12 protein-coding genes are annotated in these 13,804 nt (G+C 62.3%); 2 read left to right on the plus strand and 10 right to left on the minus strand.

What is annotated here, in order from left to right; genetic code table 11:
* Nucleotides 1–162: 162 nt before the first annotated feature.
* From J4E08_RS16450 to J4E08_RS16465, 4 genes are all read right to left on the minus strand, one after another.
* Entirely contained in the window at nucleotides 163–291 is a 129-nt protein-coding gene (locus J4E08_RS16450; RefSeq protein WP_281374806.1) for a hypothetical protein, read from the minus strand.
* Nucleotides 292–475: 184 nt separating this feature from the next.
* Nucleotides 476–874 carry an 8-oxo-dGTP diphosphatase MutT gene (gene mutT, locus J4E08_RS16455; protein ID WP_183966928.1) on the minus strand — a complete coding sequence of 133 codons (399 nt, stop codon included), beginning with the start codon at nucleotides 872–874 and terminating at the stop codon, nucleotides 476–478.
* Nucleotides 875–999: 125 nt separating this feature from the next.
* Complete coding sequence (argJ, locus tag J4E08_RS16460; RefSeq protein WP_349539433.1) at nucleotides 1,000–2,214, minus strand: bifunctional glutamate N-acetyltransferase/amino-acid acetyltransferase ArgJ; 1,215 nt, start codon at nucleotides 2,212–2,214, stop codon at nucleotides 1,000–1,002.
* Between the two features lie 2 nt (nucleotides 2,215–2,216).
* Nucleotides 2,217–3,170: a peptidylprolyl isomerase gene (locus J4E08_RS16465; protein WP_349539434.1), complete on the minus strand. Its 954-nt coding sequence runs from the start codon at nucleotides 3,168–3,170 to the stop codon at nucleotides 2,217–2,219.
* Between the two features lie 169 nt (nucleotides 3,171–3,339).
* Here J4E08_RS16465 and secA point away from each other — a divergent pair, with 169 nt between their 5' ends.
* A complete protein-coding gene (gene secA / locus J4E08_RS16470; RefSeq protein ID WP_349539435.1) occupies nucleotides 3,340–6,123 on the plus strand; it encodes a preprotein translocase subunit SecA in 2,784 nt (927 codons plus the stop codon).
* Between the two features lie 840 nt (nucleotides 6,124–6,963).
* On the opposite strand, the gene J4E08_RS16475 is transcribed toward secA, so the two are convergent.
* Nucleotides 6,964–8,388 (minus strand): FAD-binding oxidoreductase, encoded by a 1,425-nt coding sequence (locus J4E08_RS16475; protein WP_349539436.1) that lies wholly within the window; start codon nucleotides 8,386–8,388, stop codon nucleotides 6,964–6,966.
* A gap of 48 nt (nucleotides 8,389–8,436) precedes the next feature.
* Here J4E08_RS16475 and J4E08_RS16480 point away from each other — a divergent pair, with 48 nt between their 5' ends.
* Nucleotides 8,437–9,360: a LysR family transcriptional regulator gene (locus J4E08_RS16480; RefSeq protein WP_349539437.1), complete on the plus strand. Its 924-nt coding sequence runs from the start codon at nucleotides 8,437–8,439 to the stop codon at nucleotides 9,358–9,360.
* A gap of 5 nt (nucleotides 9,361–9,365) precedes the next feature.
* Here the strand turns inward: J4E08_RS16480 and allE are convergent, their stop codons facing one another.
* Genes allE through J4E08_RS16505 form a run of 5 tightly spaced genes read right to left on the minus strand, consistent with a single transcriptional unit; the run spans nucleotide 9,366 to nucleotide 13,776 of the window.
* Nucleotides 9,366–10,103, minus strand: a complete 738-nt coding sequence (gene allE / locus J4E08_RS16485; RefSeq protein WP_349539438.1) for a (S)-ureidoglycine aminohydrolase — start codon at nucleotides 10,101–10,103, stop codon at nucleotides 9,366–9,368.
* On the minus strand, nucleotides 10,100–11,224 hold the full coding sequence (locus J4E08_RS16490) for a M20 family metallopeptidase (protein WP_349539439.1): 1,125 nt from the start codon (nucleotides 11,222–11,224) through the stop codon (nucleotides 10,100–10,102). Before J4E08_RS16490 ends, allE begins: the two co-directional genes overlap by 4 nt.
* A 3-nt stretch (nucleotides 11,225–11,227) precedes the next feature.
* The gene (locus J4E08_RS16495; RefSeq protein WP_349539440.1) at nucleotides 11,228–12,166 is read right to left on the minus strand and encodes a polysaccharide deacetylase family protein; all 939 of its coding nucleotides are present in this window, start codon (nucleotides 12,164–12,166) and stop codon (nucleotides 11,228–11,230) included.
* Nucleotides 12,167–12,169: 3 nt separating this feature from the next.
* Complete coding sequence (locus J4E08_RS16500) at nucleotides 12,170–13,057, minus strand: polysaccharide deacetylase family protein (protein WP_349539441.1); 888 nt, start codon at nucleotides 13,055–13,057, stop codon at nucleotides 12,170–12,172.
* The gene (locus J4E08_RS16505; RefSeq protein ID WP_349539442.1) at nucleotides 13,057–13,776 is read right to left on the minus strand and encodes an aspartate/glutamate racemase family protein; all 720 of its coding nucleotides are present in this window, start codon (nucleotides 13,774–13,776) and stop codon (nucleotides 13,057–13,059) included. Before J4E08_RS16505 ends, J4E08_RS16500 begins: the two co-directional genes overlap by 1 nt.
* Between the last annotated feature and the right edge of the window lie 28 nt (nucleotides 13,777–13,804).

The following is a 13,804-nucleotide window of genomic DNA, read 5'->3' on the forward strand; positions in this document are numbered from 1 at the left end:
AGAACAAAGGCCGCGCTTTCAGGAGCGCGGCCTTTTCCTTTGCCAGAGATCGAGGTCCGGACACCGAAATCAAAAAAGGCCCCCGGGATAACGGAGGCCTTCGGATACATTGGCAATGGAGCGCTCAGTCGGCGTCCAACTGCGTTCTAACGTCTGGGCGGTTCAGCCTGCGACGAGGCGTCCGGTGTAGGTGCTTTCACCAACGCGGACAGAAACACGGCCATCTGGAAGTGTCTTTTCCAGCAAGCCCTGAACAGACACATAGTTACCGATCGTGATGGTTTTCAGCATGTTTCTTCCTCCCAAACGTGCATTACCTCTTCTTTGATAATGCTAACGCAAGATTATTGCTACAGCCTTAAGTCACGAAAATTTCACGATTGATGCATCAATCATATGCAGAGGCCCCAAAACGCGATGAAATTTTCAACAAACATGCTTTGTTGACCGTTTTGTCCGTGAAGCTGCAACGGCTTTACAACCAATCGCGGAGAATCGGTATCAGGGGGACGTCGGCTGGCGGCATGGGATAGTCCTTGAGCGCATTTGCCCGGACCCATTTCAACGCCTGACCTTCGCGCGATTGCGGCGTGCCCTTCCACTTTCGGCAGGCAAACAGCGGCATCAGCAGGTGGAAGTCGTCATAGCTGTGCGACGCGAAGGTCAGTGGCGCAAGGCAGCTGTCCCATGTCTCGATGCCCAGCTCTTCTTCCAATTCGCGCACCAGTGCCGCCTCGGGCGTTTCGCCGGGCTCGACCTTGCCGCCCGGAAACTCCCACAGACCAGCCATGGACTTGCCGGCGGGACGTTGAGCCAAAAGGATCCTGCCATCGGGATCAATAAGCGCGACGGCGGAGACGAGGATGATTTTCATGATAATGTCCTGTAGTGACAGGAGGACTGTGCTGTGCGCAGCGACGGGGGGATCTGCCCCTGCCCCTCCCCCGGAGGTCGTTGGGAAGCAAAGAAGCAGGGCGTGGCACCCTGCTTCACTGAATCTTATGAACGGTAATCTGCGTTGATTGAGATATAGCCGTGGGTGAGGTCGCAGGTCCAGACCGTGGCCGCGCCGTGACCCAGGCCAATGTCGACGTCGATGCTGATTTCCGGCTGCTTCATGACGGCTGCGCCCTGTTCCTCCTGATAGTCGGGAGAGACCCAGCCCTTTTCTGCCACGAGGATGTTCCCGAACCGGATGGTGAGCGCATCGCGGTCTGCCTTGGCACCGGATTTGCCCACAGCCATGACGATACGGCCCCAATTGGGGTCTTCGCCGGCAATTGCGGTTTTCACCAGCGGGGAGTTGGCGATGGACAAGGCATGCGTGCGGGCATCTTCGTCAGTGGCAGCGCCTGTGACATTCACAGTGACGAATTTGGTCGCGCCTTCGCCGTCCTTCACCACGAGGTGAGCAAGGTCGCGGAAAACGTCCTCCACCGCCGTGGCGAAGTCAGCATTGCCTTCGACGGTCACGCCGGACGCGCCTGTGGCCGCCATCAGCAACGTGTCCGAGGTGGAGGTGTCGCTGTCCACGGTGATGTTGTTGAAGGTGCGCGCATTGGCGTTGGAGACGATCTCTTGCAAGGCGGCGCGACTGATTTTCGCGTCGGTAAAGACGTAGACCAACATGGTCGCCATATCCGGCGCAATCATGCCGGACCCTTTGGCCACGCCTGCGATCTTCACCGGCTTGCCGTCCACCATGATTTCGCGCGCGGCGCCCTTGGGGAAGGTGTCGGTGGTCATGATCGCCTTGGCCGAGGCTGCCAAGTCGTGGCGCGACAAGGCTGATACGGCCTCGTCCAGCTTTGCAATGATGCGGTCATGCGGCAGCGGCTGACCGATCACGCCAGTGGAGGAGGTGAAGATCCGGGTCTCCGGCAGCTTGGTGGCCTCGGTCACAGCCTTGCAGATGGCGGCGACGGAACCGTCGCCCGCCTTCCCGGTGAAGGCATTGGAGTTGCCGGAATTCACAAGGAATGCAGCACCTTGATCGCTGTCAGTGCCCAGCTTGGCCTGACAGTCCAGAACCGGTGCAGAGCGCGTTGCGGAGCGGGTGAAGACTCCCGCCACGACGGAGCCCGGATCAAGAAGCGCGAGCATCACATCGTCGCGCCCTTTGTATTTTATCCCCGCGGCGACGGCGGCGAACCGCACGCCTTCGATGACGGGAAGCTCGGGAAAGGCCGCCGGGGCCAGCGGGGACACTGTCATTTTCAGTTCTCCAGAAGGTCGGTTTGCGACAGGATCGACGGATCGACCGAGATCTGCGGTGCGCGGCTGACATCGGTTTTGCGCATCAGGTCGTCGATGTGCTTTTCGACGGCTTCTTGCTGCACCTTCTGCACGATCTCCGCACGCACGTCATCGATCGACGGTGCCGTGAGGGACCGGGTGTCGTTCAGCTTGATTACATGCCAGCCGAATTGCGTCTCGATCGGTCCGGTCACGTCACCGGGGGCCATCGAGTCCACGGCCACCTGAAAGGGTTCGACCATCATGCCAGAACTGAACCAGCCCAGCGAGCCACCGTTCGGGCCGGACGGGCCAGTGGATTTCTCACGCGCCACCTGCGCGAATTCCGCACCGCCCTTGACCTCTTCGAGAACCGCGAGGGCCTCTTCTTCGGACTCGAGCAAAATATGGGAGGCGTTGAATTCCTTGCCCTGCTCCACATCGACGTAATCGCGCTTGTAAATGTCCGTAATGCGGTCGTCATTGACCGCGCGATCGGCGACGGCTGTGATTGCAACGGCAGCCATCAGGGACCGGCTCTCGTTTTCCAGCGACAGTCGGACCAGCGGCGTTTCCTTTGCATCGCCGGACTGGGCCAGCACCTCTTGCTGGATCAGTTGCTCCAGCAGGCTGTCCCACAGTTGTTCGTCAGGAATGGATTGATACTGCTGTGGCAGCGATGCCTTGGCCACGATCATATGACCCACCGTGATCTGCGTGTCCCCCACTGTGCCGACCACCTGATCCAGCGCCTCTTTGCCAACGACGGGCGCGGTTTCCTGCGGGCTGGGAGCAGCCTCGGCTGTGCTGTGATCCTCGGTCATGGCGGAATCATCATCGCCACCGTGGCTTTCGGCCCAAGATGCAACAGGCATTGCCAGCATCGCTGCCAGAAGCGCGGCGCTCAGGCGCAGATCTCGTGTGGTTTTCGTCATACCGTCCTCCTCATCCGCAAGCCTATACCTGCGGGAACATTGACACTGTCCGGCCTGCCGCTTACATGCCGCAAGGGCCCTGCGTGGCCGGTCTCTTGGCCTGTGTATTGGCTCGGTGCGAGGCGGGCAAGCAGATGCCGCACACGAAACCGGGAACAGGTACTCAGGCATGTTGGGAAAATTCGCGCGTAAGGTCTTCGGCACTCCGAACGACCGCAAGATCAAAGCGACCCGCCCTTTGGTGGAGAAGATCAACGCGCTGGAGCCCGAGTTCGAGAAACTCGACGACGCCGGCCTGATCGCCAAGACCGCTGATTTCAAGGAGCGCCTTGCTGGCGGCGAAAGCCTCGACAGCCTGCTGCCAGAAGCCTTCGCCAACTGCCGGGAAGCCGCCAAGCGCGCGCTGGGTTTGCGGGCCTTCGACGTACAGCTGATGGGCGGGATTTTCCTGCACCAGGGCAGCATCGCGGAAATGAAGACCGGTGAAGGCAAGACGCTGATGTCGACCTTTGCCGCCTATCTGAACGCGCTGACCGGGCGCGGCGTGCACATCGTCACCGTGAACGACTACCTCGCCAAGCGGGACGCCGAATGGATGTCCAATGTCTACGGCGCGCTGGGTCTGACCACCGGCGCGATCTACCCACGCCAGCCCGAAGCCGAAAAGGCCGAAGCCTACGCCTGCGACATCACCTACGCGACCAACAACGAGTTGGGCTTTGACTACCTGCGCGACAACATGAAGTCCGAGATTTCGCAGCTGCATCAACGCGATCACTACTTTGCCATCGTGGACGAAGTGGACTCGATCCTGATTGACGAAGCCCGGACGCCGCTGATCATCTCCGGTCCGGCGGACGACCGTTCCGAGCTGTACCAATCGGTGGACAAGTTGATCCCCGAAATGAACGACGATCACTTCAGCGTCGACGAAAAGACGCGCAATGTGACCTTCACCGACGAAGGCAACGAATGGCTCGAAGAGAACCTTCAGGCGCGTGGCCTGCTGCCCGAGGGTCAGTCGCTGTACGATCCCGAAAGCACCACTGTCGTCCACCATGTGAACCAGGCGATCCGCGCCCATAAGCTGTTCCAGAAGGACAAGGATTACATCGTCCGCGATGGCGAGGTGATGCTGATCGACGAATTCACCGGCCGCATGATGGCCGGACGCCGCCTGTCCGACGGTCTGCATCAGGCGATCGAGGCCAAAGAAGCGGTGGAGATCAAGCCGGAAAACGTCACGCTGGCGTCGGTGACGTTCCAGAACTACTTCCGCCTGTACGAAAAGCTCGGCGGCATGACCGGCACGGCTGTCACAGAAGCCTCTGAGTTCATGGAGATTTACGGTCTTGGCGTGGTCGAAGTGCCGACCAACCGCCCTATCGCCCGTATTGATGACGATGATGCAGTCTATCGCACCGCGAAGGAAAAATACGACGCCATCGTCAAGAAAATCGGCGAGTCGCATGCCAAGGGCCAGCCCGTCCTCGTGGGCACCACCTCGATTGAGAAATCCGAGATGCTAAGCCAGTTGCTGACGCAGGCGAACCTGCCGCACAATGTCTTGAACGCGCGCCAGCACGAGCAAGAAGCGCAGATTGTCGCTGACGCCGGCAAACTGGGCGCAGTGACCATCGCGACCAACATGGCTGGCCGCGGCACGGACATCAAACTGGGCGGCAACGTCGACTTCAAGGTGATGGAGGCCATCGCCGCCGACCCCGAAGGCGATCCCGAGGCCATCCGTACACGCATCGAAGAGGCGCACACCGCCGACGAGCAGGCGGTCAAGGACGCGGGTGGCCTGTACGTGCTCGCGACCGAACGTCACGAATCGCGCCGGATCGACAACCAGCTGCGCGGCCGTTCCGGTCGTCAGGGCGACCCGGGGCGCTCGTCGTTCTTCCTGTCGCTCGAAGACGACCTGATGCGGATCTTCGGATCTGACCGGCTCGACAAGGTGCTGTCTTCGCTGGGCATGAAAGAAGGCGAAGCGATCGTTCACCCTTGGGTGAACAAATCGCTGGAGCGCGCGCAGGCCAAGGTCGAAGGCCGCAACTTCGACATCCGCAAGCAGCTGCTGAAGTTCGACGATGTGATGAACGACCAGCGCAAGGTGATCTTTGCCCAGCGTCGCGAGATCATGGAAAGCAAGGACATCTCGGAGATCACGACCGAGATGCGCGAAGAAGTCATCGACGAGCTGGTGGACATTTACTGCCCGCCCCGCAGCTATGCCGACCAGTGGAACCTGCAAGGTCTTTACGCCGCCTGCATCGAGAAGCTGGGCATTGACGCGCCTGTCATGACCTGGGGGGACGAAGACGGCGTAGATCAGGACGAGGTGAAACTGCGTCTGGAAACCCTCACGGCAAAGGTCATGGCCGAGAAGGAAGCCGCCTTTGGGGCCGACACAATGCGCTCCATCGAAAAGCAGTTCTTGCTTCAGACCATCGACAAGAAATGGCGCGAACACCTGCTGACTTTGGAGCATCTGCGTTCGGTTGTGGGCTTCCGCAGCTATGCGCAGCGCGACCCGCTGAACGAATACAAGAACGAAGCGTTCCAGCTGTTCGAGAATCTGCTCGATGGTTTGCGCGAGGACGTGACCCAGCAACTGGCTCAGGTCCGGCCAATGACCGAAGAAGAGCGTCAGAAGATGATGTCCGAACTGCGCGCCCAGCAGGAAGCGATGCAACGCGCCGCTGCGGCCGCGCAACAACCGCAAGCAGCCGCGGATGCCCAGGGCGCTCCTGCATCGTCAGAGCCTGCCGGTCTTTCAGCCCAACCTGCTGCGGGCGTGGCACAAGCCACCGGTTCTGCTCCCGACGGCGCCGCGCCCGGCTTCGACGAGACGGATCCCACCACGTGGGGCTCCCCAGGCCGCAACGATCCCTGCCCATGCGGCTCCGGTGACAAATTCAAACACTGTCATGGACGCATCACCTGACGTGAGACTTGCAGACAACGGTCGAGTTTGTCCCAAACCGAGGCAAGTTTGTCCCGAGGGCTGTATTTAGGGGGCGCCGCAAGGCGCCCCTACTTCATTTAGTGCCTGGCGTTTAGGATACTTTATTTCAATTTCAAGCCACTTCTGACCACCTGCGCTGGCAGTCCTCCAGTCCGCCGCACGGCATGAGAGACGCCATTGCTCCGCTGGGCGGCACGGTTGAGGTGACGTTTGACTCGACCTCGACTGCACTCCCAGTGTCGCTACGCTGATCTGCTGCATGTACGGGATCGACCGGCTTCAAAAAAGGCTTTGCCATTCACACATCGCCGAACGATCCATCCCGTTCCGCAAATCATCGCTTGTCGCCGCAAACATATGAGGGAGAGCATTCGGCACAGGCTTGGCTATCGCCCTCACGTGTCAGTCACCCATTCCATTCACCACAGAACGCAAGAACCAGTGTATACTGCCGTCACAAGATCCTAGGCGTCGATCGGCGCGGCAAATGTGATCCGGTTCGCCCCTAAGACGGCCTTCAGAAAAGCGGTCATCTGACGCGGACATGTCGAAGAGAACTTGCGACGAACCGGAAACGAGAACCTGCTGGATCGCTGCGCCTTCACGATTTCATCGTGGCTGCGGAAACCCCGGATAAGACTGGCGGGATTGGCCAATTCGTTGGCTCAGGCATCGTCTAAGCGGTCGTCCATTTTGCGTAGGAAGCAATGAAAACCATAGGCCGAGAAAGCCATCCTCGTTTCGGTGCCGCGTTCGCTATCAGTCCTTTGCTTGGCGCAGCACGCCACCGAAAAGCCTGCGCCAGAGCATATATGGCCGTCAGATGTCCGCTGGCATGAAAAGCGCGGAGGGGTTGAGGATGCCGAGCGGATCCATTTGAGCCTTCAGGCCGCGCATGAGGGCAAGCTCCTCCGGCGAACGACAATGCCCCAACCACCGCGATTTGATGCGGCCGACCCCATGCTCGGCCGTGACGGCCCCCTGCCACTCCCGCAGCAAGCCATAGATTGCGGCCTCAACCTGATCTTCTGCGGCGGAACTGCCGTTGTGCGCCACGAGCAGATGGACGTTGCCGTCCCCGACGTGGCCGACCTTCAACACGCCGAGCGCGTCGGGAAGAGTGGCAAGAACCGCATCAGCGGCATCGCAAAAGGCGCCCAGGTCCGAGGGTGACACACCTATGTCAAAGTTGACGTGATGCCCGAAGTCGTCGTCGACCTCTCCAACCGCTTCGCGCACAGACCAAAGCGCCTGCATCTCGGCCAGAGATTTTGCCAGAACACCGTCTTCGACGAGGCCCTGCTCGAATAGCTCGGCGAAGAACATTTCTAGCTCTTCGTTGGTTTCCGCCGCTTCAGCCTCGACCTCGATCAGCAGATAGAAACCGTGCCGCCCCGCAATGGGCGCGGTCGCGAGAGAGGTCTCGTGGCAGACGAAATCCCAGTAGTCCGGCCACATGCCTTCGAAAGCCCTGATCCGTGTGCCGAGCCGCTGGCGAGCCGCGGCGAGGCACGCCAATGCGGCGGCGTGGTTTGGCAGCGCGAAGAGCGCCAGGGCGCTTTGTGGAACGTGGCGGCGCAGTTGCAGCACCGCCTTGGTGACCACGCCGAGGGTGCCCTCGGAGCCGATGAAGAGCTGTTTCAGGTCGAAACCGGAGTTGTCCTTGACCGTTTTTCCCAGCCGGGACACCACGGAGCCATCTGCCAGAACCGCCTCAAGCCCCAGCACGTTGGCCCGCGTCATGCCGTGTTGCAAGACACGGATGCCGCCCGCGTTGGTGGCAATGGTGCCGCCGATGGTTGCCGAGCCGCGCGCCCCGATGTCCACCGGGTAGTCGAGACCTGCGGCGCGGGCAGCGTCCTGCACCGCTTCGAGAGGCGTGCCCGCCCAGGCGGTAAGGGTCATGGCCTCCCTGTCGATCTCGACAACGCCTGACATCCGTTCCGTCGACAAGACGACCGCGCCTTGGGGACTGCACGCGCCCCCCGAAAGCCCGGTGCGCCCGCCCTGGGGCACGACACCGATACGGTACTGGCTGCAGATCGCGAGCGCGCGCGACACGTCTTCGGTGCTGGCCGGACGCAGCACGGCGACGGGTCTGTCGCCCAAGAGGCCGGACTGATCCGAGGCATAGCGGTCACAGTCGCCGTGGTCCCTCAACAGGCCTTTTGGGCCAAGGGCTTCTGCCAGCGCATTCACCGCGTCTGCCTGCGCAATGTCCTGTTGAATGACTGTTGTGTCCATCTATGATGCGCCCCTTGAAGTTACGTTGTTCGACCGCGAGAGATCCCGATGTCCCCCCACAGCAAGATTCTCGGGCGCCTGCCCGGGTTGCGGCATTTTATCGAAGTTGCCCAGCTTGGCTCCTTCCGGGCGGCGGCAGACAAGCTTCATGTCGCCCCCTCGGCGGTCAGCAAGCAGATCAAGAACCTCGAGTTCGCACTTGATGTGGAGCTGTTTCGGCGCGACCGTGGCCGCGGGGGACTTGAGCTGACCGAGGCGGGCGAGATCCTTGTGCGGCGCTGTGCGTCGGTGGTCAACGAACTGACCATCGCGCAGGACGAAATCCATCAGTTGCAGGGTCTTCAGCGCGGGCATCTTCGGCTTGGCGTCAACGAGGTTCTCGCCTCGGACCTGCTGCCCGGCATCCTGCGTGACATGAGCTACAATCATCCGGGGCTGCAATTCACCATCGTGGTCGAGAATAGCCGTGAAATCTTTACCCGGATGCAGGACGGGGACATCGACATCGCGCTTGGCTACAACTTTCCGCCGTCGCCGGAGATCGAGACGTTCGCCACCCTGAAGCGGCGCACCTATGTCGTCACCGCGTTGGATCATCCGATGGCACGGCTGCGCAGCGTCAGACTGAAAGACATCGAGGGCGAGAAGATGATCTTTCCCGACCACTCGATTCCGATCCGGCATCTGCTTGAAGATGCCTTTACGCAAAGCAACGTCACCGTTCGCGAGGTCATGAACACCAACAGTTTCACGCTTCTGCGGCAGATGGTTGAAAGCGGCATGGGCATCGGGATCGTCGTCGGCCGCTTTTTGCAGATCCGCCGCGAGAAGATCGCATTCATCGAGCTGCAAGACCTGCCCTTCGACAGCCCGCCAGCGGCCTGCTGCCGCTTGGCGGGGCGCACGCCGACCGCATCCTCGGTGGCGTTCGCGGCAGCCATCAAGACGATCTTCGCAAATTATGGCGGATAGATCGCTCATCGTTGTGCCAGTGGCGACCTGTTGTAGTTCTTGTAAATGAGGTAGCGCGACGGGGTGCGGCCCAAGGCCCCGAACCATTGCGGCACATGCGGTCCCATCCAGATGGCATCGCCTGCGCCCACCGGATACCATTCGTTATCCAGCCGGTAGACGCCACCGCCGTCAAGCATCAGCAAACCATGTTCCATGAAGTGCGTCTCGACGTAGGCGAGCGAGGCGCCAGGGTGAAAGTTCATGATGTTGAACTCGCCATCGAACCCCGCGTCGGTCGGCAACATTTTCTGCACCATCAGCCAGTCGTCGCCGCGCAGGGGGGTGCCGTCGATCTCGGACACCGACCCAAAGATCGGCGCAGGCAGTTCGCCGCGCGGGAGGAAGCGCCACTCGAACAGCACGAAACGCGTGGCGGCAGGGGCGGTCAGCGTGGCCGTGTCAGCGGGCGGCAGAAAGGCATAACCTTCGGCCTCCAGCGTCTGCCCGGTGGAGGCGCGGACGCGACCTTCCAGAACGAAGATGAAGCGGGCAACGCCCTCTGCGGCAGGCGCGATCCCTGACAGACCATCGGACGTGCGCACCAGCGCCATGGCGAATTTCGCGCCCATGTCGGGGCTGATCAGGAATGCCAGCTCCGCACCCGGCCAGTCGGGCTGGGTGATCCACTCATGGCTTTCCGGGGTCAGCAGCGCGTGGTTGCGTCGAATGTCGGAGCGGGTTTGTCCGAAACTTGGTTTCATGAGTTGTCTCCGGTTGGGCGCGTGCCCGCGTAGGTCAGAATGAGGTCACGCAGCAGCGCCATACGGCGCGCCAGCGGCTCCACGAGGATGTGCTCCTGCGGCGAATGCCAGTTGTTGCCAATCGCGCCGAGCCCGTCGAGCGTCGGCACCCCGGCGGCACAGGTGAAGTTGCCGTCACTGCCACCGCCCGAGCGGGTCTCGATCATCGGCGCGCCGAGGCCCGCGTTGATCTCCCCTGCCCTTGACAGCATGGCGAGGGTTTCGGGGGTGCGGGCAAGGCTGGGTTTCTCGATTTCGCCAGACAGGGTGATCTGCACCTCAGGGTCGTCCGATTTCAGAACCTTCAGCGCCTCCTCGACGGCGAAGCCAAGCGCATCATCGGCAAAGCGCACGTCAATGTCGCAGGCGGCGTGACCGGCGACCACATTTGGCTCGGTGCCACCGCGAACCCGGCCCACATTGACGGTGGTTTCGGTTTGCAGATCGGTCATGCCCTCAAGCACGCCGATGGTGCGCGCCATCTGCAGGATCGCCGAGCGCCCGTCGGCAAAGGCCGATCCAGCGTGGCTTTCGCGACCGTGGAATTCCAACGTGTACTTGGCGCGGCCCTTGCGGAAGGTGATCGCCTCGTCACCGCGCGCGGGCTCGGGGATGAGCGCCGCGCCCATCTTGCGCGCCTCGGCCTGGATCAATTCGTGCGAGGTGGGTGAACCAATTTCCTCGTCGGAGTTGTAGATCAACGTCACCGGACCGGGCAGCGCGGTGCCTGAGGCGACGATGTCGCGCATGGCACAAAGCGCAAGGTAGCCGCCGCCCTTCATGTCGGCGATGCCTGGCCCGTACTGGCGGTCGCCGTCGCGTCGAATATCGACGCTGCCGGGGGCGCAGACCGTGTCGATATGGCTTGTTACAAGCACGCCCGGGCCATCGCCCCCGGCAAAGCGCGCGACGAGGTGGTCGCCCATACCGTCACGGCCCGGGACGCGCTCGATGGTGCAGCCCAACGGTTCCAGTTGCGACTGGATGAGGTCGATCTGCCTGCCGATGCCCGCGACGTCGCCGGTGGGGGTGTCGATCTCGACCCATGCCATCAGGCCCTTGAGGATGTCTTCGCTGTTCATGGTTCAGCTCAGGCTGTCAGCATAATCTTGCCAGATGCTCGGGGCGAGCTTCAGGCTGGTCTCGGCGGGCTGCACGGTTTGCCAATGCGCGGCGATCTCGGCGCCGGTGGCGGCCCAGACGCCGGGATGTGCCATTGCCTCGCGCAGCACGGTGGCGAGATTGTCGAAGCGATGCCCCCAGCCTGATCGCGCCGGAGAGACGCACAGGTTGAAGTAACGGCCGCGACGATATTGCGCCCGGAACTCCGCCCGCCAGTTGTTCAGCAGCGCTTGCGGGCGCTCCAGGCCGGTGCCTTCGCGCGGGAACATCAGGAAGAACGTGTCGTCGAAATGGTAGTAGTAGGGCAGCGCCAGCAGCGCCTCTTGCTTTACGGGGTCCGAGACCCAGTAATAGGGCGCATCATCCGCGAGGCCGTTGCCGATATAGGCGTAGCCGCGCGCCTTTAGCAGGCCGACGGTGTCATCCGTGGCGCAGCCGGTCGCCGCGCGATCATCGGGACGCGAGAGCGCGAACCAGCCCTTGGGCGCGCTGCCGGTGGCGCGGGTCAGCACCTCGGTCGCGCGGTCCATATGCCCGGCCTCGACGCCGGCATCCAGCAGAGCGGGGTCCTCACCGTAAAGGCCTTGTGCGGCGATCTCATGTCCCGCGCCCAAGATACGCTCGATCACGTCTGGGTAGGCCTCTGCCACGATGGCGGGGGTGGCAAAGGTGGCGCGGATGTTCAGCTCGGCAAAGAGTGCCAGGAGGCGGTCCAGCCCTTCGTTCAGCCCGTAATGCCATGTCGAGTAGGCGAGGTCCTTGGCGGTGATGCCCTTGCCCGCGCTGGCGGGGTTGAGGTTCACCGTCAGGCCAAGGGCCATCTGCTGCCCCTCGGGCCAGCGAATGGCGCTGTCGCGAATTCCGATCTCGTCGGAGGTGGTATAGTGATCTTTCCAGGGCATGGCTTACTTCGCCTCCGGCATCGGGTGGTTTGTCAGGATATGCTGGGCCAGCGCGTCACAGGTGGGGAACCAAACACCCGGCAGGGTCTTCATGCGCTGGATCAGTCGCTGGATCATGTCGACCCGCATGGCGTGGCCCGACACGAAAGGGTGCAGCAGGAAGTTGACGTAGCCGCCCTGCTTGTACTGCTGGAGGAAGGCGGCCCACCAGATCTCGAACACCTCGTCCACGTCCATCACGCGCTGCGCGTCGTTGGGCGTATCGAGCCAGCCGAAGCTGAAATACATCGCGTCATCGAGCGCATAGTGGAATGGCAACTGAAGGATCGGGTTCTGGCCGTCGGCGTCCAGCTCGTAGAACGGCATGTCATGCGCGGAGGTGAAGGAGTTGTAGACCACGCCCTTCGACTTCAGCAGGCCGGGTGTGTGGCTCGACCGCGTGCCGGTGATCGGTGCGCCTTGCACGGCACTCAGCGCGGCGAGGGTACGGGTCAGGTGGGCGTCCTCAATCTGCGGGTCGGGATACACCTCGTGTTCCCACATGTGATCGGCCAGCTCGTGGCCGTTCTTCACCGCCTCCTTCAGCACCTCCGGGTACAGTTCGCAGATGCGACCGGGGGTGAAGAGCGTGACCTTCACGTCATCTTCGTCGAACATCTCCATGATGCGCCAGACACCGGTGCGGCCGCCGAATTCGCCCTTGGCTTTCTGCCCCCAGGGCTCGTTCAGGAGGCGGCGCAGCAGCATGGCGTCGAAATCGAGGGTGAAGTTCACCGCGATCTTCACGCCGTCAGGATAGGCGAAATCGGGGATCGGAATGCGGCGGCTGCGTTGGAAGCGGGCCGTGTCGACCAGCGACTGGAAGGCTTCGGGAGAGTGCTGCAAGGACATCATGCGCTCCGTAGGTTCGGGCGCGGCAGGCCCGCGCGGTAAAGAACGGCCGCCTCGGCGGCTTTGAGCCCGGCGATCACCGGGTTGACGACCGGCACACCGACCGCCTCGGCCAGACGCTCTGGCAGGCCCGGGATGAAGGACAGCGCGAAGCAGCCCAGCACAAGCACGTCGGCGCCCTGCGCCACGCAGGCGCGGGCGCGCTCGACGATGGCGGGCAGGTGGGTGTCGGGATCGCGGTTGAGATCGGCGACGGAGCCGCCCACCGTGACCTCACCAACGAAGTTGCCTTCAATGCCGATGCCCCGGATGCGGCGGCGCAGGCCCTTGGGTGTCGGATCCGACGACAGCACCGAGAACCGCTCGCCCATTTGTACGGCGGCCAGCATGCCGGACTCCCCCGGGCCGATAACGGGCAGGCCCGACACTTCGGTCAGGGCGTCCACGGCAGGATCGCTGAAGCAGCCGATGATGACCGCGTCATGCTTGTCCGCCCACCCCCCCGCCGCGGGGAAAAGCGCCGGAAACACCATCGCCACGTCTGCCGTGCTTTCGATGGCGCTCGGGCCGATTTCGGGGGAGTTGATCGACACCTCTGCCGAGGGCGCCCAGGCGCGAAGCATCTCCAGCCGACGGGACACCACCGCGTCGCCGGCGGTGCGGTGCAGCGGACTGGCGAGTTGATAGAGAAGACGGGGGCGTGCCGACGGGTATGGCATGGGGTTTTCTTTCGTGACAGGGAGGCTC

The sequence above is a fragment of the Sagittula sp. NFXS13 genome (assembly GCF_040148795.1).
GTDB lineage: Bacteria > Pseudomonadota > Alphaproteobacteria > Rhodobacterales > Rhodobacteraceae > Sagittula > Sagittula marina.